This is a genomic window from Plantactinospora solaniradicis, assembly GCF_042658085.1.
GTDB classification, from domain to species: Bacteria; Actinomycetota; Actinomycetes; order Mycobacteriales; family Micromonosporaceae; genus Plantactinospora; species Plantactinospora solaniradicis.
The window spans coordinates 89,045-112,286 of sequence record NZ_JBHSPR010000006.1 but is presented as its reverse complement, the minus strand read 5'-3'; the positions used below and the strand labels follow the sequence as shown (position 1 = coordinate 112,286).

At 73.8% G+C, this 23,242-nt stretch carries 15 protein-coding genes and 1 pseudogene; 6 read left to right on the top strand and 10 right to left on the bottom strand.

Annotation, left to right across the window (positions count from 1 at the left end; all coding sequences use genetic code 11):
* Positions 1-21: 21 nt before the first annotated feature.
* Positions 22-1,515: a serine hydrolase domain-containing protein gene (locus ACFP2T_RS06055; protein WP_377418221.1), complete on the top strand. Its 1,494-nt coding sequence runs from the start codon at positions 22-24 to the stop codon at positions 1,513-1,515.
* 49 nt (positions 1,516-1,564) lie between these two features.
* Here the strand turns inward: ACFP2T_RS06055 and ACFP2T_RS06050 are convergent, their stop codons facing one another.
* Positions 1,565-1,702, bottom strand: a complete 138-nt coding sequence (locus ACFP2T_RS06050; protein WP_377418218.1) for a hypothetical protein — start codon at positions 1,700-1,702, stop codon at positions 1,565-1,567.
* A gap of 338 nt (positions 1,703-2,040) precedes the next feature.
* Positions 2,041-4,446 carry a PEP/pyruvate-binding domain-containing protein gene (locus ACFP2T_RS06045; RefSeq protein ID WP_377418215.1) on the bottom strand — a complete coding sequence of 802 codons (2,406 nt, stop codon included), beginning with the start codon at positions 4,444-4,446 and terminating at the stop codon, positions 2,041-2,043.
* A gap of 85 nt (positions 4,447-4,531) precedes the next feature.
* Here ACFP2T_RS06045 and ACFP2T_RS06040 point away from each other — a divergent pair, with 85 nt between their 5' ends.
* Together ACFP2T_RS06040 and ACFP2T_RS06035 are read left to right on the top strand one after the other, a co-directional pair.
* Positions 4,532-5,185, top strand: coding sequence for a TetR/AcrR family transcriptional regulator (locus ACFP2T_RS06040; RefSeq protein WP_377418213.1), 654 nt, complete (start codon positions 4,532-4,534; stop codon positions 5,183-5,185).
* A gap of 115 nt (positions 5,186-5,300) precedes the next feature.
* Positions 5,301-6,305, top strand: coding sequence for an NAD(P)H-dependent glycerol-3-phosphate dehydrogenase (locus ACFP2T_RS06035; RefSeq protein ID WP_377418210.1), 1,005 nt, complete (start codon positions 5,301-5,303; stop codon positions 6,303-6,305).
* A 35-nt stretch (positions 6,306-6,340) separates the two neighbouring features.
* On the opposite strand, the gene ACFP2T_RS06030 is transcribed toward ACFP2T_RS06035, so the two are convergent.
* On the bottom strand, positions 6,341-7,069 hold the full coding sequence (locus ACFP2T_RS06030; RefSeq protein WP_377418207.1) for a class I SAM-dependent methyltransferase: 729 nt from the start codon (positions 7,067-7,069) through the stop codon (positions 6,341-6,343).
* A 226-nt stretch (positions 7,070-7,295) separates the two neighbouring features.
* On the opposite strand from ACFP2T_RS06030, the gene ACFP2T_RS06025 reads away from it, so the two are divergent.
* Both ACFP2T_RS06025 and ACFP2T_RS06020 read left to right on the top strand, forming a co-directional pair.
* Positions 7,296-8,498, top strand: coding sequence for a coiled-coil domain-containing protein (locus ACFP2T_RS06025; RefSeq protein ID WP_377418205.1), 1,203 nt, complete (start codon positions 7,296-7,298; stop codon positions 8,496-8,498).
* Between the two features lie 244 nt (positions 8,499-8,742).
* The gene (locus ACFP2T_RS06020; RefSeq protein ID WP_101366032.1) at positions 8,743-9,084 is read left to right on the top strand and encodes an RNA polymerase-binding protein RbpA; all 342 of its coding nucleotides are present in this window, start codon (positions 8,743-8,745) and stop codon (positions 9,082-9,084) included.
* 94 nt (positions 9,085-9,178) lie between these two features.
* On the opposite strand, the gene ACFP2T_RS06015 is transcribed toward ACFP2T_RS06020, so the two are convergent.
* Genes ACFP2T_RS06015 through lnt form a run of 3 tightly spaced genes read right to left on the bottom strand, consistent with a single transcriptional unit; the run spans position 9,179 to position 12,264 of the window.
* The gene (locus tag ACFP2T_RS06015; protein WP_377418203.1) at positions 9,179-9,739 is read right to left on the bottom strand and encodes an FxsA family protein; all 561 of its coding nucleotides are present in this window, start codon (positions 9,737-9,739) and stop codon (positions 9,179-9,181) included.
* 60 nt (positions 9,740-9,799) lie between these two features.
* The gene (locus ACFP2T_RS06010) at positions 9,800-10,609 is read right to left on the bottom strand and encodes a polyprenol monophosphomannose synthase (RefSeq protein WP_377418201.1); all 810 of its coding nucleotides are present in this window, start codon (positions 10,607-10,609) and stop codon (positions 9,800-9,802) included.
* Positions 10,606-12,264 (bottom strand): apolipoprotein N-acyltransferase, encoded by a 1,659-nt coding sequence (gene lnt / locus ACFP2T_RS06005; RefSeq protein ID WP_377418199.1) that lies wholly within the window; start codon positions 12,262-12,264, stop codon positions 10,606-10,608. Before lnt ends, ACFP2T_RS06010 begins: the two co-directional genes overlap by 4 nt.
* 742 nt (positions 12,265-13,006) lie before the next feature.
* On the opposite strand from lnt, the gene ACFP2T_RS06000 reads away from it, so the two are divergent.
* Complete coding sequence (locus ACFP2T_RS06000) at positions 13,007-18,760, top strand: SCO7613 C-terminal domain-containing membrane protein (protein ID WP_377418197.1); 5,754 nt, start codon at positions 13,007-13,009, stop codon at positions 18,758-18,760.
* 34 nt (positions 18,761-18,794) lie between these two features.
* On the opposite strand, the gene ACFP2T_RS05995 is transcribed toward ACFP2T_RS06000, so the two are convergent.
* The 4 genes and pseudogenes from ACFP2T_RS05995 to kamD form a co-directional block, all read right to left on the bottom strand.
* Positions 18,795-20,159, bottom strand: coding sequence for a glutamate mutase L (locus tag ACFP2T_RS05995; RefSeq protein WP_377418195.1), 1,365 nt, complete (start codon positions 20,157-20,159; stop codon positions 18,795-18,797).
* A gap of 140 nt (positions 20,160-20,299) precedes the next feature.
* A pseudogene (gene kal, locus ACFP2T_RS05990) lies at positions 20,300-20,665 on the bottom strand (3-aminobutyryl-CoA ammonia lyase); the annotation flags it as partial.
* 83 nt (positions 20,666-20,748) lie between these two features.
* Positions 20,749-21,552, bottom strand: coding sequence for a lysine 5,6-aminomutase subunit beta (gene kamE, locus ACFP2T_RS05985; RefSeq protein ID WP_377418194.1), 804 nt, complete (start codon positions 21,550-21,552; stop codon positions 20,749-20,751).
* Positions 21,549-23,222 carry a lysine 5,6-aminomutase subunit alpha gene (gene kamD, locus ACFP2T_RS05980; RefSeq protein ID WP_377418192.1) on the bottom strand — a complete coding sequence of 558 codons (1,674 nt, stop codon included), beginning with the start codon at positions 23,220-23,222 and terminating at the stop codon, positions 21,549-21,551. Before kamD ends, kamE begins: the two co-directional genes overlap by 4 nt.
* Positions 23,223-23,242: the final 20 nt, after the last annotated feature.

Sequence of the window (23,242 nt, the reverse complement as noted above, 5' to 3'; positions counted from 1 at the left end):
CCCAGGTCCGACGCTCGGGTGGTGCTGATCCACGCCCTCACCGCCCTCGTCCTCACCGCCGCGGCGGTTCCCGTTCCCGTTCCGGCCCACGCTCCGGGGGTCGACGCCACCTCGATCGACGCCGTCGTCCGCGCGTACCGCGACGTGACCCGCATTCCCGGAGTGGCGGTGGCCGTCACCCTCGGCCGCGAGGTGGTGCACACGGCCGGTTACGGTCACACCGCGGAGGGCGATGCCGTCACGGACCACACCGTCATGGCCGTCGCCTCGCTCAGCAAATCCGTTACCGCGCTCGCCGTGATGCAACTGGTGGACGCCGGCCGGGTCGGGCTGGACGTACCGGCCCGCGACTACCTGCCGGAGTTCACCATGGCCGACGACCGCGCCGCCGCGATCACCGTGCGACAGCTGCTCGACCAGACCTCCGGGATGTCCGACCGGACGTACCACTCCTTCAGCGGTCCCCCACTGCACACCCTGCGGGAGGCGGTCGCGTCGATGCGGGACGCCCGACTGGCCGCCGACCCGGGCACCCGCTACGAGTACCACAACCCGAACTACCAGGTCGCGGCCCGCCTCGTCGAGGTGGTCAGTGGGCAGTCGTTCGACGAATACCTGCGTCACCGCGTGTTCCGGCCACTCGGCATGGCCGACAGCAGCACCGGCAACACCGCCGACGACCTGCCGCCGAGCGGTCGCGGCCATCTGATGATCGGCGGCATACCCGTCGCCCTGCCCGAGCCGCCGGCCTTCGGCAACGGATCAGGCGGCGTGCTGAGCACCGCGCGGGACATGGCCGCCTGGCTGATCACCCAGAACGACCAGGGCCACGGCCCCGACGGTACGCCGATCGTCTCACCCGCCAGCGTCACCGAGATGCACCGCCCCACAGCGGCAGGCTCCTACGGCCTGGGCTGGGACATCGGCAGAACCCCATCCGGCGCGCCACTCATCGAACACACCGGTGGACTGATCACCGTCACCGCGTACCAGGCCCTGTTGCCGACGAGTGGCTACGGCATCGCCATCATGGCGAACGCCGGCAGTCAGTACGGCGACGCCCCCGCCCTCGGCGCCCGTCTGATCGAACTGCTCGAAGGCCGGCCGGTCTCCCCGCCGGTATCACCCACACCCCTCATCTGGATCGACGTCGTTCTGCTCCTGCTCGCGCTCGGCGTCGTGTTCCTGTCCGTCCGTGGGGTCCGGCGCTCACGTCGCTGGGCCAGCCACCGCCGACTCCGTCCCGCCACCGTGGCTCGGCTGCTGCCGTACCTGCTCCCGCTGGTGTTCCTGCTGACGATGCACGAAGTGGTGAGCTTCCTCTACCGGGGCCGCGACGTCTCGTGGCTACAGGCCGCCTACCTGTATCCGACCTTCACGCTGCTGCTCGTCGTCGCGGCAACGGGGGGTATCGCGGTCCTCGTCGCGCGGCTGCTTCGATCGACGCAGTCGGTGGTGGCCGATCGGCAACCCCATACCCGGACAGCCCGAACCCCGACGTCGCCGTTGGCGTAGCGGACTCGGCCGGACGCGTCCCGCGCAGGCGCAGCCGACACTTTCCCGGTCAACGCAGTAGGTCGAGATCCGCGCCCCAGGCGTCCACCACGGGCCCGAGCCCGCGAGTGCGGGCCAGCGCCTCGACGTCGCCGAACAGGCCGGCGGGGCTGCGGCGATGCGTTCCGGCAGCGTCTCCGGATCCCACGGGTGGCCCAGCGGGTGATGCCGCAACTCCCACCGCAGGTACTTGTTGTACGGGCGCCGCCGCCCGTGCAGTGCGAACACCGTCGTCAGCAGCCACGGGACGCTTTCCATCTCGTCCAGCCGGGCCGCCACCAGCTGGCCGTCCCGCCGGCTCTTGGCGGCCCGGTAGATCTGGTTGAGGTAGCCGTCGAGCGCCTCCCGAGCCCACGCCGTCGCCTCGTCCGGGGTCGGGGTGGCCTGCCGGTCGACCAACTCGGCCACCCGGCCGTCGAGACGATCGAGCAGTACGCGGGCGCCGCCGCGTCAGGCGGCTCCGGACGTTCGCGGCCGGCGTCGGCGTCACCCGGTGACCGTCACCGTTCCGGCCGCTCCGTCGATCGTGACGAGCTGGCCGGTCCGGATCTTCTCGGTGGCGTCCGGGACGCAGATCACGGCGGGGATGCCGTACTCCCGGGCCACCGTGGGGCCGTGTGCCATCGCGGCACCGGTCTCGGTCACCAGTCCGCCGGCGGTCAGAAACAGCGGTGTCCAGCCGGGATCGGTGGTCGCGGCGACCAGGATCTCGCCGGGCTCGATGTGCGCGGTGGCGGGGTCGTGCACCACCCGGGCGGGTCCGGTGGCCGTACCCGACGCCGCCCCGACCCCGCGCAGCGTTCCGTCCCCGGACGCCGCCGCCGGGATCAGCGCCTCGACGTCGGTGCCGTCGGACAGTACGGAGACCGGAACCCGTCGGCGGCGCAGTTCCCGCCGGTGTACGGCCCTACGGTCGGTGACCATCGCCCGGCGGTCGATCCGCTGCTCCACGGTGGCGCGGGCCTCGGCGAGGGTCAGGAACATGATGTCGTCGGCGTGCGCCAGCAGCCCCTGCCCGGCGAGTTCGGCGCCGACCAGCAACAGTTGCCGGCGCGTCTCACGCAGCGGGTACAGGCCGGCGAACTTGCCCGCCTCCCGAAGGCCGGTCAGCACCCGGGCCCGGCGCAGGAGGAACCCGGCGAGCCGGCCACGGATCGGCCTGCGTCGGCGGGCCCGCCGGACGAGTTCGGCGAGCTTCTCCTCCGCCTCCGCCCCGGCGCGGGCGAACCGCCGGTCGGGCGCCTGCTCCGGATCGGTGACCCGCAGATAGTTCGCGATCATGGCGAAGACCGGTGTCGGGTTCTCGGCCCAGCGCGGTACGCCGATGTCGACCTCGGCGGCAGCCCGGTGGCCGTACGCGTCGAGGAATCCGGCCAGGCCGATGTCCGGAAGGGTGCCGGCGAGGTAGCTCGCGGCGAGTTCGTCCGGTGGGGTCTTCAGCAGCAGGTCGCGGTGTTCGGTGGCGGCTGCGGCCAGCCTCCACAGGGCCAGGTCCATCTCGATGGTGACGTTGTGCGGCATGCCGCCGAGGACGGTATTGACCTCCGCCTTGCTGGCGATCCCCTTGAGCAGTTCCGGTGGAACCGCCGCCACGAGGATGCCGGCGACGATCGGCCAGATGATCGCGTCGTACCGGGTGGACTGGTCCTGAGCCTCGATGAAGTCGAGCCGCTCGGTGGCGGTCTCCAGTCCGGCGGGGGCGACCGAACGGTGCTTGAGCTGTTCGATCTCGCGGAACATCCGGGCACGCGCCGCGTCCGGCCGGGCCAGCGCGCCGAGGACCCCGGCCACCGCCCGCGGGGCGGTCCGCAGTGCCGACCCGAGCGACGCGTTCATCCCGGCCGGGTTGCCGGGCAACGGCGAGAACCGGGGATCGGTCAGGATGTGCTCGACCACCGCCTGGGCACGTGGGCCGAAGTCCACCGCCATCAGCTTCACCAGCCTCTTCCGGGTCGACCTGCCCCGTACCAGATCGGTCAGGTCGCCGTAGAGGCGTCCACCGATGTCGACGATGTCTGCCTTGATGCCGAAGGATTCGAGCATGGCCGCCAGCATCGCCTTCAGCGTCGACATCCCCATCGGGGTGACCGGGGCGAGCATGCCCTGCACGTGCCCGAATTCCAGGTAGATCCGGGGTAGCGGCCGGTCGGTCTGCGGCGGCAGCGGGAACAGCGTGGTGATCGGGCGGGACTGGAGCAGCCACAGCGTCCCGTCGTGGTCGATCGCCCACTCGACGTCCTGCGGGTATCCGAAGTGGTCCTGGAGGCGCTGGCCGACCTGCCACAGCTCGGCCAACTGGTCCGGGGTCAGGCAGCCCCGCTCGTCGGACCGGGTGCCGTCGAGGACGTAGTGGTCGGCCACGACGGTGCCGTCGACGACGGCGGTACCGAGGCCGGGGGCGGCGTCGACGACCATCTCGGTGCGGCATCCGGTGACCGGGTTCGCGGTGAACATCACCCCGGCGACCGTCGGGTCGACCATGCGCTGCACGACGACGGCCATCCGTACCGTGTTGTGGTCGATCTCGTTGGCCTCGCGGTAGGCGACGGCCCGCTCGGCGTGCAGGGAGTTCCAGCACCGGTGGATGGCGTCGACGAGTTCGTCGGCACCGGTGACGTGGAGAAAGGTGTCCTGTTGGCCGGCGAAGCTGGCGTGCGGCAGATCCTCGGCGGTCGCGCTGGAGCGGACCGCGACGGGTCCGCCGCCGAGTCGCTGGTACGCCGCGACGACCTCGGCTTCCGGGACCACGCCGAGCCGGTGTGCGGCGGTGGTCAGGCAGAAGCCGTCCGGGACGCGTTCGCCCAGCCGGATCAGCTCGCCGAGCCCAGCGGCCTTGCCGCCGACCAGATCCACCATCCCGGCGGCTGTCTCGGACAGCGCGATCACGTTCACCCCGGACTCCCCTCTTTTACAATACGACTGAAATGTACGGCGCCGGACGGCCCATGTCAATACGACTGCAATGTAAAGTGGCGGGGTGCCCAGGAAAGTCGACCACCACGCGCGCCGGAAGCAGCTCGCCGACGCCCTGATGAGCCTCGCCGCCACCCAGGGCCTGGAGGCCGTCAGCCTCCGGCACGTCGCGGCCGAGGCCGGAGTGTCCACCGGCATGGTGCAGCACTACTTCCGCACCAAGGACGAGATGATGATCTTCGCCCTGGACATGGTCATGCAGAACGTCCAGGCCCGATCCGTCGCCGAGGCCGCGTCGGCGCAGCCCGCCGGGCCCGGCGGCATCGTCCGGACGCTACTGCTGCAGATCCTGCCGCTGGACGAGCTCCGACGGCTCGAGAACCACGTCGTCCTCGCGTTCCTCGCCTACGCCGCCGTCAAGCCGGCCATCGCCGCGGGCCTGCGGGGCAGCGTCGACCAGATGCGGACGTTCGTCGCGGAGCAGATCCGGGCCGCGCAGGAGAACTCCGACAGCGCGTTGCGGATCGACCCCGCCCACGCGGCAATGGGCCTGCTCGCGCTCGTCGACGGGCTCGGCCTCCAGGTCCTCGGCCAGCACTACTCCCCGGACGAGGCGGTCGCCGTCCTCGACACGCACCTCCGGCTCCTGTTCGGCTCCGCCGACGACGCGCCGGAGCCTGGCGACGCCATCGATCGGACCCCGTCGACCCGGGCGTGAACTGCCGGTTCGGGCACCACCGACACCTTCGGCCGGCACGGCCCCGCCCACGACAGCCGTACGCTACGACAACGCGCGCCGGGCGGACCGGCGCCGGAGGACAGGAGGCTGATCGGTGACGACCCGTATGGCGGTCCTCGGAGCCGGCTCCTGGGGCACCGCCTTCGCGATGATCCTCGCCGACGCCGGATCCCGGGTCACCCTCTGGGCGCGCCGCCCCGAACTCGTCGACGCCGTCAACCGCACGCACACCAATCCGGACTACTTCCCCGGGATCGAACTTCCGGACGGGATCAGCGCGACGACGGACCCGGCCGCGGCCATCGCGGGCGCCGAGTTCGTGGTGCTCGCGGTGCCGTCGCAGACCCTACGGGCGAACCTGGCCGCCTGGGCTCCCCGGATCGGCCCGGACACCGTGCTGGTGAGCCTGATGAAGGGCGTCGAACTCGGCACCGCCAAGTTGATGAGTGAGGTCATCGCGGAGATCACCGGCGCCGGCCCGAACCGGATCGCGGTGGTGTCCGGACCCAACCTGGCGCCCGAGATCGTCCGCCGGGAGCCCGCCGCGGGAGTCGTGGCCTGCCGGGACGAGACCGTCGCCGAACGGCTCCAGCACGCCTGCCACACCGCCTACTACCGCCCCTACACCAACGTCGACGTGGTGGGCTGCGAGGTCGGCGGGGCGGTGAAGAACGTCATCGGCCTGGCCGTCGGCATCGCCGAAGGGATGGGGCTCGGCGACAACACCAAGGCGTCGCTGATCACCCGGGGTCTGGCCGAGACCGCCCGCCTCGGCCTGGCAATGGGTGCCGACCCGCTCTCCTTCGCCGGCCTGGCCGGCATGGGTGACCTGGTCGCCACCTGCTCCTCGCCGCTGTCCCGCAACCACACCTTCGGCGCCAACCTGGGGCGGGGCATGACGGTGGCGGAGACCATCGCCGCGACCCGGCAGACCGCGGAGGGGGTCACCTCCTGCCGGGCGGTGCTGGACCTCGCCCGACGCCACGACATCGAGATGCCGATCGCCCAGATGGTCGTCGACGTCGTGCACGACGGAAAGCCGCCCCCGCTCGTCGTCAAGGAGCTGATGTCGCGATCGGCGAAGCCCGAACGCCGATGATCCGCCCCAGGGGTCGCCGGGGAACCGGCTAGTAACTAGCGCCTGACGCAGACGTAGCTGGCGTAGGTGGCCGGATGCCGGCTCGGGGTGACCTCGGCGATCCGGAAACCGGCCTTCTCCAGCATCGGCTCCAGCAGCCAGCTGAAGGTGCTGTGCTCCTCGCGTACGTGGGTGGCGAGCTCGGCCCGGGTCCACCCGTCGGCGGTGGATCCGGCCGCCGAGGCCAGCCAGGTCTCGAACTGCCCCGCCGTCTCGGCCGGATCGAAGGTGTAGATCAGGTCGCGGAGCAGCAGCACCCCACCCGGCCGCAGGATGGCGGCGGTCCGGGCGAGGGCGATCGCCTTCCAGAAGTCGGGCAGCTGGTGCAGCGCGTGTCGGGTGTAGACGAAGTCGGCGGCCCGCCCCTGGTGTACGTAGCTCAGGAAGCCTGCCTGCACGACCTCGACGTTGGCCAGCCCGGCGCGGACCACGCCCTCGCGCAGCCGGCCGAGCATCGCCGTCGAGACGTCCACGGCGACGAGGCGCCGGCAGATCCGCGCGGCGGCCAGGGCGAGGCGGCCGGTACCCGACCCGAGGTCGACGAGCGTGCTGTCCGCGTCGAGCCCGAGCCGGCACAGGATGTCGAGATCGGCCTGCGGATCATGCCCGGCCTTTCGGTCGTAGCCGGCGACGTACCCCGGATCCAGATGCTCGTTTCCGGCGTGGGTCAGTTCGTCGAGCCACCAGTCGGGCTGCCGACCGGAGCCGCTCGTCCGTTCCGACACCGCACCCACGCTCCCCCGCCTCGACCCCTCGCCGCGTCTCTCCCGCAACGACGGCGGCCCCCATTCTGGCGGACCGAGCCGTAACGGGCCCGGCAATTACGGGACGGCGACGTCACCCCCTGCGCGCGGCAGGTGCGGTCGCGGTCGGGCTCGACGGCCCGGACCTGCCGGCGGAGCGGACGAGCCGCGCGAACCGGCCCCGGCCCGGCACTAGACTTCCCCGGCGATGGACAACCAGAACCCCACCAGCGATCTCCAGGCGGAGAGCCGACCCTGCGCCCACTGTGGACGGCCGGTTCCGCAGCGGGCGGCCGCGGGGCGACCGTTCCGGTACTGCCGCGACAACGACGGCGCCTGTCAGCGAGCGTCCCGCAACCAGCGGATGCGGCACCGTAACGCCCCAGGGCTGGCCGGGCAGGTGGCCAGGACCTGGGAGGTCGTCGACCGGCTCGACCAGATGGCCGAGGCGCTCAGCGAGGCGCTGCACGCCGAATTGTCGCCGGCCGGGGTGGAACGGCAGGTCGCCGAGGTCCGGGCCGAGGCGGCCACCCAGATCGCCGCGGCGCAGACCGAACGGGACGAGGCACGCCACGCGGCCGAGGCGGCGGCGGTCACCCTCCGCCAGGCGCAGCAGGCCGCCGCCGAGGCGGTCGCCGAACGGGCCGCCGCCCGGGAGGAGTCCGAACGGGCCGCCCGGACCGTCGAGCGGGCTCACGCCGAGACGAGCGCCGCCCTCGCCGCCCGGGACGCGGCACGGCAGGCGGAGAGCGCGGCGGTCGCCCTGCGTACCCAGGCCGAGCAGGACCGCGACGGAGCCCGCCGGGACCTGCGCACGCTGCGTGCCGAGGCGGACGCCGACCGACGGCAGTTGGCCGAGGTCACCCGGGAGCGTGACACGGCGCGCACGGAAGCCGACCGGGCCACCCGGTCGGCCGCCGAGGCGGTGTCCCAGGCCGAACGGTTCCGAGCCATGGCCGCCGAGGCCCGGATCGCCGAGGCGGGGGCCCGGATCGAGGGCGCCGAGGCCCGCGACGCCGCGGACAGCGCCGCGCGGGACACGGCGGCGGCCACGGCCTCGGCCGACCGGGCGGAGGCCGCCGCCACACAGGCCCGGGCGGAGGCCGCGAGTGCCTCCGCCGAGCGGGACCGGCTGCGCGCCGAACTCCAGGCCGCGCGGCAGGCCGCGACCGCCGCCGAGGGCCGGCTGGCGGAGCTGACGGTACGGTCGGCCGCCGCGGAAGCCGATCGCGACGCGGCCCGGGACCGTGCCGGGCAACTCTCCGCCCAGGTCAGCGATCTGGCCGCCGCACTGGCCAGCCTCGGCGCCCGGACCGCGCCTTCCGGGGCGCCCGGCGCTGCCGCAGCGGCGGGGTCCGGCGGCGGGACGGCGAGTGGGTCCGGCCGGGCCGACGCGACCGGCGACCCGTGAGCCCGCCCATTCCCGGATCCAGAGGCGGATCCGGCGGACGGACGGGGACGATGAGGCCGGATCATTGCCACATTTCGCGACAACTCGCGTCGCGGACAGGTGACCCGGATCACCACCCAGGTGATCCGGCTACGCTCGGAGCGTTTAACCATCTGTACGTTTCTGCCGGCGGCGGGAATCGCCCACCCGGCACCTGTCGTTACACCGATAAGAACCAGCATCACGACCGAGGGGAAAGCCGATCATGGGCGAGCGCATGCTGCGCGGGAGCCGTCTGGGAGCAGTCAGCTACGAGTCCGACCGCAACACCGAGCTTGCCCCGCGACAGACCCGAGAGTACCTCTGCGCCAAGGGCCACCAGTTCGAGGTGCCGTTCGCCGTCGATGCCGAAGTGCCGATGACCTGGGAATGCAAGTTCGACGGCAGCGTCGCCCGGTTGGTCGACGGCAGCGAGCCGGAGCAGAAGAAGGCCAAGCCGCCACGTACCCACTGGGACATGCTGCTGGAGCGCCGTTCGATCGCCGAACTGGAGAGCATCCTCGCGGAACGGCTCGAAGAGGTTCGGACCCGACGCGGCCGGGCCTGACCGACCAGAAACACCGTCCGACACCGCCCCCACGGCACCCGCCGTGGGGGCGGTGTCATGTGAGGTCCACCCGAACGTGGAACGAGCCGCCGGTTCAGTGCGGCCGGGGCTCCACGATCTCGCCCTCGATGGCCGGGCCCGGCCCACCGGACCGGGGCGCCGCCCCACCCGTCGACTCCGCCGGTCCGGCGGCAGGGTCGACCGTCGTCGGACCGGTGGGACGCGACTGGCCTCGACGCACCCTTACCCGCCGAGGACCGAAGAGGTCACCGGCGGCCGCGGCGGAGATCCGGCGCTCGGCCGCGCGCTGCACCCGGTACCGGGCCAGCCGGCGCACCAACGGCACCGTGAGCAACAACCCGACGACCCCGGTGACCAGGCCCGGCACCGCCAGCAGCGCCCCGGCGAGCAGCCCGACCAGGCCGTCGCTGACCTGCGGTCCCGGCGGACGGCCACCCTCGGCCGCGGCCCGGAAGCCGCGCCAGGCCCGCATCCCCTCCCGGCGAAGCAGCACCAGTCCCAGCACCGAGACGGCAGCCACCAGCAAAATCGTCCACGCGAACCCGATCCACCGACCCAGCAGCACGAAGACCGCGACCTCCACGATCCCGGTCAGCAGCAGTGCCAGTGGCACGAACCTCAACCCTCGGCGCATGTCACCCCATCCGGATGTCCGGCCCGCAAACTCCGTCCGTCCAGCATGACACGCCGCCCGTCACGGCCAACGGAGCTGATGGTCGCCGGCACCCCGACGCGGGCCACCCGGGGCCGTCCGCCGGTCCAGCGTCGCCCACATGGTCACCCGCCACAACGCCTCGCCGATGATCACCGGGCTCATCTTGCTCGTTCCCCGTTCCCGCTCGGCGAACGTGATCGGCACCTCCACCGTACGGAGACCGGCCCGGTGCGCCCGCCAGGACAGCTCCACCTGGAACGAATAGCCCTGCGAGGCGACCGAGTCGAGATCGAGCCGCTCCAGTGCCGGCACCTGGTACACCCGGAAACCCCCCGTGGCGTCGGACAGCGGCATTCCCAACGCCACCCTCGTGTAGAGGTTGCCGCCCCGGGACAGCAACTGCCGGTGCCACGGCCAGTTCACCACCTGCCCACCGGAGGTCCACCGGGAACCGATCACCACGTCCGCGTCCCGGGCCGCGTCCAGCAGCCGGGGAAGCTCCTCCGGGGCGTGCGAGCCGTCGGCGTCCATCTCGACCACGGCGTCGTAGCCGTGCTCCCCGGCCCAGCCGAACCCCGCGACATAGGCGGCGCCCAGACCCTGCTTACCGGCCCGGTGCAGCACGTGCACCCGAGGATCCGCCTCGGCCATCCGATCGGCGATCTCCCCCGTGCCGTCGGGGCTGTTGTCGTCGACGATCAGGACCTCCACCGGCGGTGCCGCCCGGCGCACCCGGTCGACGATCACCCCGACGTTGTCCGCCTCGTTGTAGGTCGGGATCACGATCAGGACCCGGCCCACCCCCGGATAGCCGTCCCCCTGGTCCTCCGCCCCGAAGAACTCATTCACCGCTCCTCCGCATCCGCCGGGTCGCCGGCCGTCGCCGTACCGTCCCCGGGGAGCGAACGCCGACGGATCAGCGCCGCCGCGACGAGCGCCGCGACGGCCATGGCCAGCAGGGCCATCTCCGGCCACAGACCGACCCGGGTGGCGACCGTACGGGCATCCCCGAGGTGCATCTCCCGGGTCACCACCGCCTCGGTGTTGAACCCGGTCGCCCCGGTTACCCGCCCATCGGCACCGACGAACCCCGAAACACCGACCGTGGACGCCATCAGCGCCTCCCGGCCGTGCTCCACCGCCCGCAGCCGGACCATCGCCAACTGCTGCTCCGCCTCGGCCTCGTTGAAGGTGGCGTTGTTGGTCTGCACGACAAGCACCTGCGCCCCATTGGTCACGGTGTCCCGGACCACCTCGTCGTAGGCGACCTCGAAGCAGATCACGTCTCCCAACGACACCCCGCCGACCCGCAGCACGCCCGGCTCGCTGCCCGCGACGAAGTCGTTCCGGACCCGGTCGACCTCCTTGCTGACCTTCCGGGCGATGCTCCGCAGCGGCACGTACTCGGCGAACGGCACGGGATGGCGCTTGACGTACAGCTGCGACTGGTCCACACCCGTCTTCGGCAGCCACACCAGCCCCGCGTTGCGCACCTGCCCCTCGCCCGGCCCGAGCAGCACCGCACCGACCAGGATCGGTGCGTTGATCGCGTCCGCCGCGTCGGAGATCCGTCGCCCGGCCTCCTCGTTACGGACCGGGTCGACGTCGCTGGCGTTCTCCGGCCAGACCACCAGATCCGGCTGCCGCGCCGCACCCGTCGCCACCTGACCGGCCAGGTCGATGGTGGCGCTGACGTGGTTCTCCAGCACCGCCTGCCGCTGGGCGTTGAAGTCGAGCCCCATCCGCGGCACGTTGCCCTGCACGATCGCCACCGTGGCCGTACCGGCACCGGCGCCGGCGATCCCGACCGGCAGCAGCAGCCCCAGCACCGAGACCGCCGCCGCGCCCGCGACGAAGCCGGCCGCCCGGGCCCAGCCACCGGCCCCGGCCGCCCGCCACGGCCGCCAGACCGCCGTGACCAGCAGACCACCGGCCAACGCCACGCCGAAGGTGACCAGCGGGGCGCCGCCGAGCGTCGCCAGCCGGAGCAACGGGGAGTCACCCTGACTGAACGCCAACCGCCCCCACGGGAACCCACCGAACGGGGTGCGGTCCCGCAACGCCTCCTGCGCCACCCACAGCACCCCGGTCACCAGCGGCCACGACCAGCGCACCCGGTCCACCAGCCGGCTCGTTGCCGCGACCGCCCCACCCAACAGCCCCAGATAGCACGCCTGCAACCCGGACAACAGCAGCCACGGCAGCTGACCGGTGTAGAGATTGGTCCAGCTCAGCATCGGCAGGAACAGCGCCAGCCCGGCGATCACGCCCAGCCCGAACCCGGCGCGCATCCGGCGGCGGTGCACCGCGACCGTCAGCAGCGCCACCCCGACCGGAGCCGCCCACCACAGCCCGTACGGCGGAAACGACACCAGCAGGGTCAGCCCGGCCAGTACGGCGGCCAGCAGCCCCAGGCCCAGCGGGACGGGCTTTCCAGCCGGTCCGGGTGGCCGCCCCGCGCCATCGGCGGCAACCGTCGTCTCGGCCGTGTCAACCACTGTCACGCGTGCCTCACGTTCCATCGAAGCCACCGACCCCGGCGGCGGGCGGACCCACCTGCGGAAGGCTACCGGCCCGGCCGGTACGTCCGGCAGTCGCCGACCACCACGGCTGGTTCCCCGATCGAACCCCGACCGGACCCCCGTCGACGCGTCGGACCAACCCCAGGGCGGACACGAAAATCGGGGCGGACACGAAAATCGGGGCGCGGCATACGCCGCGCCCCGATGCTCCCAGGCCCTCCCCGGCCGGTGTGGTAGGGCACTGCACGACGACCTTCGGACCGACCGGACGTGAACTGGCTGTTCCCGTCGGGCCGTTGTCTACTGGCCGTCCGCACCACCCTGCCCGTGCACCGGTAACCGCGGCCGGTTCGCGCCGCCCCGCCGACCCCCGCCCGCTGGACCTGGCCGCTGCGACGAACCAAAAAATGTCGCTCGGCCAGCGGACGAAGGGACGAAGCGAACAACAGCCGCTTCCCGTTGTAGGACTCAAAGACGGTACGTGGTACCCCCCGGGCACTGTCAACCGCCCCGGGCCAGTCGCGCCGTTCGATGCGGCGTGTCGTGTCCGGTCCGTGACGTACAGATGTCGGGATCATCGCCGGCCGGGCGATATGTGTAGTCGTCTCCCCCTCGGGGATGCCGGTGGGACACGCGTCACCCAGCCGCAGAATCCGTGGCCCGGCCTCCCCCACCGCCGCGCTCACGGGCGTCACAAATCTCGATCTTGGTGGATGATTCCGGGATGCGTGGGGACGATGCCGCCACCCTGGCCAGATTGAACTGGGTGATCGCCCAGTGTGACGCACGAGCGGAATACCTGCGGGACCAGCAGGAGCAGGTGCGCCGCCAGCGCCAGGCGGCCGTGGCGCAGCGGGAGGCGCTGCTCGCCGCCGAGCGGACCCGGCTCGCGGTGCTGAGCCAACCGCCGGCCATGCCCCCGGTGGCCCCGCCGACCCCGAGGCGCCCGGCTACGTCCGGCGGGGACCGGGTGCCGGCCCCGAACAGCCACCCGGCCGCGGGCGGTGCCCCGGCTGCGCGGCCCACGCACGTCGGCCCACCGCAGCCCCCGGCGCCGCCGCCCGGCATCCGGGAACCGGCGCGGGAGGCCACGGCGACGGCCCCGGCCGCCCGGCCGGAAGCCTCCGTACTGCAGATGCAGAACGTCCTGCTCGCCCTCGGCGGCGTCCTGCTGGGCGCGGCCGCCATCACGTTCAGCGTGGTGGCGTGGACGACCTTCGGGCAGGCCGGCCAGGCTTTGATCCTTGCGGGCGGCACCACCCTCGCGGTAACCATCCCGATGCTGCTGGCCCGTCGAGGGCTGGTCGCCACCGCCGAGACGATCAGTGCGGTAGCGCTGCTGCTCGTCGCGCTGGACGGCTTCGCCGTCTGGTCACTGGGTCTGTTCGGAGTGGACCGGGCACTGCCCGCCTCGGCCTATGCCGGGCTCACCTTCCTGGTCACCAGCGCGATCGCGACGGGCTACCGGACGGTGACCCGGTTGACCGTACCGCGCTATGTCGCGCTCATCGCGGCGCAGCCGGTACTGCCGATGATCGCTCTGGGCGTGCTCGACGGCGGCGGCCCAGCGACCAGCGAGACCGAATTCACCCTCACCGACCTGTCCCGTCTCACGGTGGGCCTCGCCGGCGCGTCCCTGCTCGCCAGCGCGGTCTCGGTCCAGAACCTCGTGGTGGCCGTCCGTCTCGGCCGGACCGGACCGGAGCCACCACCGTTGCGGGCGTTCGCCTGGGCACTGCACGCTCTGGCCCTCGGCACCGCCGGGGCTCTCGCCGCCGTCGCGCTGGCCGCCGCGGCCACCCCGCTACCGGGGATGCTCGCCACCGCCGCTCTCCTGCTCGCCGCCGGCCTGGCCGTCCGTTCGGCGACGGTGGCCGGGCGGGCCACGTTACGCGACGTGGCCACCGGCGCGGCGACCATCGCGGCGGTATGCGGCGTATCTCGGGTGCTGGCCCTGGTGTGGCCGCCGGGTGCCCTGGTCGTCCCGGCCGGTGCGGTACTCATGGCCGTCGTCGTCGCCCGCAGGCTGCCACCGATCGCCCGACGCGGCCCGGCCGCCGCGAGCGCGGCCATGACGGTCCTGCTCGGCATTCTCGTCACAGGCTGGAGCCTGGTCGTCGCCATCCGTGCCCTGGCGGCTGCCTTCCCTGCCTGGAGAACGGCCGGATGGCAGCTGGCCGGCGACCGCCTCGTCGGATGGCAACTGCCGGTCGCCGTCCTGATCCTCGCCGCCGCCGGGGCGGTACTGCTCGGGCGCCGGGCACGCCACCACGCGATCCTCGCGGGATTCGCCCTGGCCGCGATCGTCGCTCCGGCCTCGTCGGACATGCCCGGCTGGGTCCGGCCGTGGACCGGGGTCGGTGCCGCGCTCCTGCTCGGCCTCGCCAGCCTGGCCGGGGCCGGACGGCCGGCGGAACCGGTCGAACCGGCCGCGCCGCAGATGTCCGCCGACCCCAGATACCTACGCGCCGTGGTCGCCGCCGCCCTCGGCGGATACGCCTTCGTCACGGCGCTTCCATCGGCCTGGCTCACCGCAGCGGTCCTGACGGCGCTCGCCGCCGGCTGTGTCGTGGTGGCCCGCCTCGGCTATTCGCTGTCGGTACGGCGGGCCGAGGGAGGTCCGGCACGGATCGCCGACGCCGCCGTCGGCGGTTCGCTCGCCGCGCTGACGGGCATCGCCGGCTCCGGGCTCGCCGCCCTCGGCGCGAACGCCGGCACGGTACGCACGACCACCGGTGCGGTCGCCGCCCTGTGCCTGGCCGCCGGAGCCATCGCGGTCGCCCGGCACCCACGGGCCTCGACCGTCGCCGTCGGTGCGGCCTGCGGGGCGCTGCTCACCGCCGCCGCGAACGTCCTGGCCGGGCCCGTGCCGACGCTCGCCGAAACCGGTGCCGCTGTCCTCCTCGGCCTGTCCGCCGCGCTGCTCGTCGTCGCGGTCCGACGGCCCGAACCACGCCCCGCCGAGGATCCGGTCCTGGTGGTCGCGCAGGCCGGGACGACCCTGGCCGCCCTGGTGTCGATCGCCAGCCTGGCCTCGGTGGCGATGCCGGGCTGCGGCCTGGTCACGGCCGCGGTCCTGACCAGTGCGATCGGGTACGCCGCGGTCCGGCGTGCCGGGCCGGCACATCGGGGGCCGGCGGCGGGCGCCCTCGCCGCGGGTGCCGTCCTGGCCGGCACGGGCGGCCTGATCGCCCTCGTCGAGGGCGCCGCCGCGGTGGTCGCGGCGATGAGTCCCCAGCCCTGGGCCGCCGACCTGACCCGGTGGCCCGATCTCGTCGCCCTCGTCGCCGCGTACGGCCGGCAGCTGCCGTTCGCGCTGGCGCTGCTCATCCCCGGCGCCTTCGCGCTACCGGAGCGGTACCGCGAACCGGCAGCCCTCGCCGTCGCCTCCCTGTCGCTGTTGGCCGCGCCCACCGCCTTCGGCCTGCCCTGGTGGACACCGGCGGCGCTGAGCGGGGCGACCGCGACGCTGCTCGCCCTCGCCGCGATCCGGGTCCGGGATTCCCGCCCGGCCCGGGCACTGGCCACCGTCGCGGCGCTGTTCGGGGTGCATGCCGCCGGAGCCGCGTCGGGGCGGTCCTGGAGCACCCTGCTGGTACTCGGCGCGACGGTCGTCGTCTGTGCCGCGGTGGGCGCGCTCGGGCATGTGGCGCCGCGCGGCGGCCATGCCCGGCGGATCGCCGACGCGGCGATCGGCGGCGGACTCGCGGCGCTGACCGGCGCGGCGGTGAGCGCCGCGGCCGTGGCCGGGCTCTCCTCCGCGACCGTGGTGGCAATCGGGCTGGCAACGGCCAGCGTGGCGCTCACGGTGGGGTCGGTGGTACGGCTGGCCCGGAAGACCGGGGCCCCGGCCCTCGGCGCGGCGCTGGGCGCGGTGCTGACCGGCGGGATCATCTGGAGCATCGGCGGCCTCACCCTGGCCGACCACCTGGCTGTCGCGTTCCTGTTCCTCACCGCGGGGCTACGACTGGTGCCCCGTCGCCGAGCTGCCGGGCGAGCGGCCCGGGGCGCCGGTCAGCAGGGCTGGGGTGCCGGTCAGGAGGGCTGGGGTGCCACCCTCGCGCTCGTCGTGTCCCTCTCCCGGCTGGCAGCGGTGCTGCTGCCCGGGTTCGCACTGCTGACCACCGCGGCCGTGGTCCTGCTGGTGGCGCTCGGCGTCCGCCTGCTGCCGACGGCCTGGCGGCGTGGCCCGGCCAGCGCCACCGGGATCGCGCTCGCGGCGGTGGCGGCCGTGACCTCGGCCCTGGCAGTCGCACGCGCGCTACAGGTTCTGCTTGCCGGTACGCCGGCCTGGCGGGCCGACGTGAATCGCTGGTCGATCGACGGCCCCCTCGCGGGCGAGGTCGTCGGTTGGCAGCCGCTTCCGGTCCTGATCCTGCTGGCGGGCGCCGCGCTCGCGTTGGCCGGCAGCCCGGTCGCGCGATGGTGGAACGCCCGTCTGGCGTGGGACGCGGCCGCCGTCGCACTGGTCCTCGCCGTCATCGACGCGCCGGTCTCACTGCGACTGTCCTGGTGGGCGCCAGCCACCCTGGCCGGTGCCGTGGCCCTCTGCGGTGGGCTGTCCGCGGCCTGGATCCGGACCGCTCGGGCCGGTCTACGCTGCGCCGCAGTGGCTGCGCTGCTCGGCCTGTACGCCGCGGCCGCCGCCGTGGCCCGACCGACCCTGACCGCGGCCGTGCTCGGCGGGGTGGTCGTCTGCGGGGCGATCGTCGCAGCGCTTGTGTCGGTCCGCGAGCGGACAGGCGGCGGCCAGGACACCGACACCGCACCGCGTCGACTCGTCGGCGGCGCCGCGACCGCCGGTGCGCTCACCGCGCTGCCCGGCGCGGCGGCCGCCGTCGGCGCGACCCTCGGACTGGACGCCGGCCCGCTCCTGCGCGGCGCCCTGGCCACCGCAGCGGTCGCGCTCGGCGTGGCGGCGTGGTTGCGGCGGGCGTGGCCGGCATACCTGCCGTACGCGATCACCGCCGTCCCGGTCGGCGCCACGGTGGTAGCCCTCGCGACACTGACATCGGCCGAACCGACCGGCGTGTACGCCGCTGTCGCCGTCCTGCTGGGCGTGGGCGCGGGGCTGCTGACACCGGTCGATCGGCGGTACGTCACGGTGTCGGCCGCGGCGGCCCCACCGGCCCTGATCGCCGTGGTCGCCGTCCTGCCTGCCGTCGCCACGACGCTGTTCCGTCCGTACACCTGGCTCCTGGCGCCGTGGGACGCGGAGCCGAGCGGCTCGGTCGACGGTCTCGCACCGGGCGTTAACGGCTGGCCCGGCACCGCCTGGCATCCGGTCGTCCTGCTGTTGCTCGCGCTCGCCGCCGGAACATGCGTACGCGGACTCGGCGGGCGTGCCGCCCCCCGGCTCCGGCCGGTGGTCCTGTGCTGCGGTGCGCTGGCGGCGCTGGTGGCACCCGTCTCCTGGGCCGCCCCGTGGCCGGCCGCCCCCGCCACGGCGCTCGTCCTCGCCGCCGCGTCCGGGGTCTGGGCGGCTCGCCGGGGCTGGCCGGAACCGGCCCGGGGCCGGTCCACCACCGTCGCCATGATCGTCCTGTGTGGATCGTTTGCCGCCGCCGGGCTCACCGGTGGGCTGGCGACCACGCCCATGACGTACGCCGGCCTGGCCCTCACGGTGTCGACCGGACTCGCCGTGGCAGTGCTCGGGCGGCAGACCGGCGGCCGGCTGGCCGGCTGGCTGACCGTCGGCGTGGCGTCGGTCGCGCTGGTCGCCGCCGTGGCGACGGGCGCCGACCTGACCACCGGGCAGTTCTCGACGAGCCTCGTCGTCCTGGCGGTCCTGCTGCTGCTCGCGGCGGCCCTGCTGCCGCACCGCCAACGGACCGAGATCGCCGGCACGGAAACCCTCTCCGGTCTCGTCGCAGGTCTGGCGGTGCTCAGCGTCTGCGTCGTCGACCTGCGGGCCACCGCGCTGATCCTGGTCGGGTACGGCGCGGCTCTCGGGCTGTCGGCGCTACGACCCCACCGCAGGTGGCTCGCGGTGGCCGGCGTCGGGTGCGAACTGCTCGCCTGGTGGCTACTGCTGTTCGCCGACAGCGTCGGCGTGGTCGAGGCCTACACGCTGCCGGCGGCACTGCTCGCGCTCCTCGGCGGTGCGCTCGAACTCCGCCGCCGTCCACACCTGCACAGTTGGCTGGCGTACGGGCCGGCGCTGGCCGCCACCTTCCTGCCGAGCCTCGCGCTGCTGTTCGCGGGCGCGGAGCACCCGGCCCGCCGACTCCTGCTCGGTGCCGGCGGGCTCCTCGTGCTGATCCTCGGGGCGGCCCGCCGCCGCCAGGCCCCCGTCGTGGCCGGCGCCGTGGTCGTCGTCGTGATCACCGCCTACGAGGTGGTGCGGTACTGGGACGAACTGCCCCGATGGCTGCCGATGGGCATCGGGGGCATCATCCTCATCGTCCTTGGCGCCACCTACGAGCGGCGACGGCGTGACCTGCGGCGCCTGCGTCAGGCGGTGGCGCGGATGATCTGAACACACCGCCGAACCGACCCGGCCCCTGCCCCGGTCACCGCGCCAACAGGTGCCGGCGCAGCAGCGCCGAGGCCGCCGCCGGCTCCGCCGCCGCCAGCAGACCGGCCGCCATCAGCACATAGTCGACGTCGATCACCGGCCGGGCCGTACGCGGCAACGGCCAGCCACCGGCGTGATCCGTCGACACGCCCTCGAGAATCCCGATCCCGGCCGCCGGATCGGCGTACCGGAGCACACCACCGGAACCGATCAGCAGCCGTACGTCCCGCAGGTCCCGGGCCGGCTGACCGGCCACCCCACCGCCCCGGGCGTGCCGGCGTACCGCGACGACGGCGGCGAGCGCCGCGATCCGCAACTCCACCGCCCGCCCCGCCGACTCGGCCACCAACCGTCCCGGCTCGGCAGCCAACGTCGCCGCGGCGGCGGCCAGCGGGCCCTCCTCGCCAGGGGCCAGCAGCCGCTCGGCCGACGCCGCGGCGACCACCCCCGGCGCGCTCCACCGCATGCCCAGATCGCCCTCGACGGTGCGGGCCCGCCACAGCACGCCGGCGGCCGGTCGCCCCGGACCGCCGACCCGCTCGTCCGGCACCAGCACCGAGTAGACATCCGTGGTGGCCCCACCGACATCCACCACCGCGAGATCACCGCCGAGCAGGTCGGCGAGCAGCTCCACCCCGCTGAGCACCGCGTCCGGGGTCGCCGACCGGACCAGCCGCCCGAACCGTGGCCCCCGGGACAGCCGCTTGCCGCCGATCACGTGCCGCAGGAAGACGTCCCGGATCGCCGCCCGGGCGGGCCCGGGATCGAGCACGCCGATCTGCGGCAGCACGTTACCGGTCACCGTCACCGGGACCCCCCGCTCGGCGAGGACGTCCCGCACCGCCGGACCGGCCAGCGCGTTACCGGCCACCACCACCGGAATCCGCCACCGCGCCCGGGCCAGCCGCCCGGCGTTGTGGGTCAACACCTCCGCGTCGCCGCCGTCGGTCCCGCCGACCAGCAGCACCACGTCCGGCCGGGCGGCCCGCAACTCGGACAGCCCCGCCGCGTCGAGCCGGCCGGCGCCGACGTGCACCACCCGGGCGCCGGCGGACAACCCGACCTGGTGCCCGGCCCGCGCCGTGATCAACTCTTCGTAGCCGAGCACCGCGAGCCGCAACCCACCACCGGCCGACGAACAGACGTACCACGGCGCGGACGCCACCCCGGACAACCCGTCGGTGGCCCCGGCGACCGCCGCGTCCAGGCCGTGCAGCACATCGGTGCCGACCGTGCTCGGCCGCGCCGCGGACGCCAGCAACGCGCCGCTGACGAGATCCACCACCGCCACCTTGGTCCAGGTGGACCCGACGTCCGCACAGACCGCGTACGGCGTTGTCAGGGCCGCTGCGCGGGTCACCGGGACGGCGGGCCGGGATCCGGCGACCCCGCCGACGGTCGCCACACCGGCGGAGGGGTCGACGCGGTGCCCTGCGCCGTCGGTGTGGCGGTGCCCTGCCCCGTCGGTGTGGCGACCGGCGGAGGCGGCGACGCGGGGACCGGCACCACGACGGTGCCGACGGCGGTCACCGCCACCACCGGCGGATCCAGCACCTCGGCGGCGGACTCGCCCCGGTCCGGACGGCCCCGACACACCACCCGGCACTCCAGATCCAGCGTGCGGCTCCGGGTACCCACCCGGGTCACCGTCGCCACCACCTCCAGTACGTCCCCGGCCCGGATCGGCGCCCGGAACCGCACGTCCGCGTACCCGGCGAACAACCCCTCGTCCGAGTCGGTCCGGATGCACACCTCGGTCGCCACGTCGCCGAACAACGCCAGCGCGTACGCACCGTCGACCAGATTGCCCGCGTAATGCGCGTGCGAGTACGGCACGTACCGGCGGTGCCGCACCGTCAGCCCCAGCCGAGGGTCACCGGCCGACCCGCCCGGATCACCGACCCGCTCCGCGCGACCGCCGCCCTCCGCCGGTCCGTCCGGCCTGCCGGTCATCCGCCCACCTCCGCGTCGACACCGTTCGTCGCCCCACGCCGGTCCCGCGCACCCGCGCCACCCGACCCGGCGGGTACCAGCCGGTGCACCAGAAAACTCGCCACCTCTCCGGGCGTCGTACCCCGGCCGAAGATCCGGTCCACCCCGAGCTCGTCGGCCATCAACTCGTCGAACCGGGGCCCACCGACGACCAGCAGCGGACGCCGGCCCGCCGGCAACGCCTCCCGGAACGCCGCCGACATCTCCCGGGTGTTGTGCAGATGGGCATCCCGCTGCGTCACCACCTGCGACACGAGCACCGCATCCGCCTTCTCCGCCCGCGCCGCCGCCACCAGGTCCGGCACGCTCACCTGGGCACCCAGGTTCGTCACCCGCAACTCCCGGTAGTACTCAAGGCCCTTCTCCCCCGCGATGCCCTTCACGTTCAGGATCGCGTCGATCCCGACCGTGTGCGCGTCGGTGCCGATACAGGCGCCCACCACCGACAACTTGCGCCGCAGCCGCCGCCGGATCAGACCGTTGACCTCCTTCGCCGACAGCAGCGGATAGTCCCGCTCCACCACCCGCACCGCGGCCAGGTCCACCAGGTGACCGACCCGGCCGTACACCACGAAGAAGGTGAACCCGTCACCCATCTGGCGGGCGTGCACCACCATCGCCGGCTCGAGCCCCATCTTCGCCGCCAGTTGCAGTGCCGCACCCTCGGCCCGCTTGTCGTGCGGCACCGGCAGGGTGAACGACACCTGCACCATCCCGTCCCCGGTGCTGTCCCCGTACGGCCGCACCACCGGCCCCGTCACGACCCCTCCTCCGCCGACTCCAGCAGTTCGGTCGCCGGGTTGTAGTAGTCGTCGGCGTGCGCCGCCACCCCGTCCAGCCCGCGCCCCCGGTCCGCCGGCCGCTTCGTGATCCCGAACGTGCCGTCCGCGATCGCCGTCAACAACCCGTCGTCGACGATCCGCTCCAACAACTCCACCGCCTCACCGAGGACCCGGCCCGCCCGTTGCTGGATGAACCCGCCCGGCGCCGGCACGAAGTCCTCGTGCAGCCCGCCGGCCGCGCCCAGCACGTACCGCACGTTCTGCAGGGCGATGTCCCGGTCGCTCAACCACGGGGTCACCACCGCCTCGGTCATCATCCCCACCAGCAGAATGTCCTGCCGGGTCATCGTGCCCACCAGGTTGAAGAAGCCGTCGAGCAGATTTCCCCGGAACACGTCGCCGGTCATGTGCCGGGTCGGTGGCATCCACTTCAGCGGCGCGTCCGGGAACAGCTCCCGGGCCAGCAACGCGTGCGCCAACTCCAGCCGGAACGACTCCGGCACCGCCGGATCGATCTCGAACGCGTGCCCCAGCCCCAACTGCCGGTCGGCCAACCCCGCCTCGTGCGCGAAGAACTCGTTGAGCAACTGCGACACCGTCACGGTGTGCGCCTCGTCGACCGCGTCGGCGGTGGTGAGGTAGTTGTCCTCACCGGTGTTGATGATGATGCCGGCCCGGGCGTGCACCTGCCGGGAGAACCGCTGGTCCACGAAGGTACGCACCGGGTTGATGTCCCGGAACAGGATCCCGTACATCGAGTCGTTGAGCATCATGTCCAGCCGCTCCAGGCCGGCCAGCACCGCCATCTCCGGCATGCACAACCCGGAGGCGTAGTTGGTCAGCCGCACGTACCGGCCCAGCTCCTTCGACGAGGCGTCGAGCGCCGCCCGCATCAGCCGGAAGTTCTCCTGCGTGGCGTAGGTACCGGCGAACCCCTCCCGGGTCGCCCCCTCCGGCACGTAGTCCAGCAGCGACTGCCCGGTCGACCGGATCACCGCGATCACGTCCGCGCCGGCCCGGGCCGCCGCCTGCGCCTGCGGAATGTCCTCGTAGATGTCGCCGGTCGCGACGATCAGATAGATCCACGGCCGCTGGCGCGGATCGCCGTGCCGACGTACCAACCGGTCCCGCTCCGCCCGGCGCCGGTCGATCCGCCGCAGGCCCGCCCCGACCGCCCGCCGCGCCGCCGACCGGGCCGAGCCGGCCGCACGCCCCGACGGCACGCCGAACCGGACCGAACCGGCCGCCGCCTTCTGGGCCAGCAGGGTCAGCGCGGCGCCGACGTCCGCAGCGCCGGTACCGGCCGACGCCACCCCGTTCGCGGTCGACCGGGCGCCACGCACCGGCGGGCCCAGCTCCCGGACCAGTGCGTCGAACACCGGCAACGCCACCCCGTGTGCCAGGCCCACCTCCGCGACCACGGCGTCGACCAGCCGGTTCACCCACGGGATCCCGTCCGGATCCGCGCCGGTGACTCCGGCCAGCCGCAGCACCGCCCGCTCCACCGACACCGTCGTGTGACCACGGGCCAACTCGACCACCGGCTGACCCGCCCGGCGAGCCAGCTCCCGGGCCCGCCGCACCAGCCTCGGATCCAGCCCCAGCTTGCCGCCGGCCGAACCGGGCCGCACCCCGCTACCGGTCACCATCGACGACCGCCCACCCACAT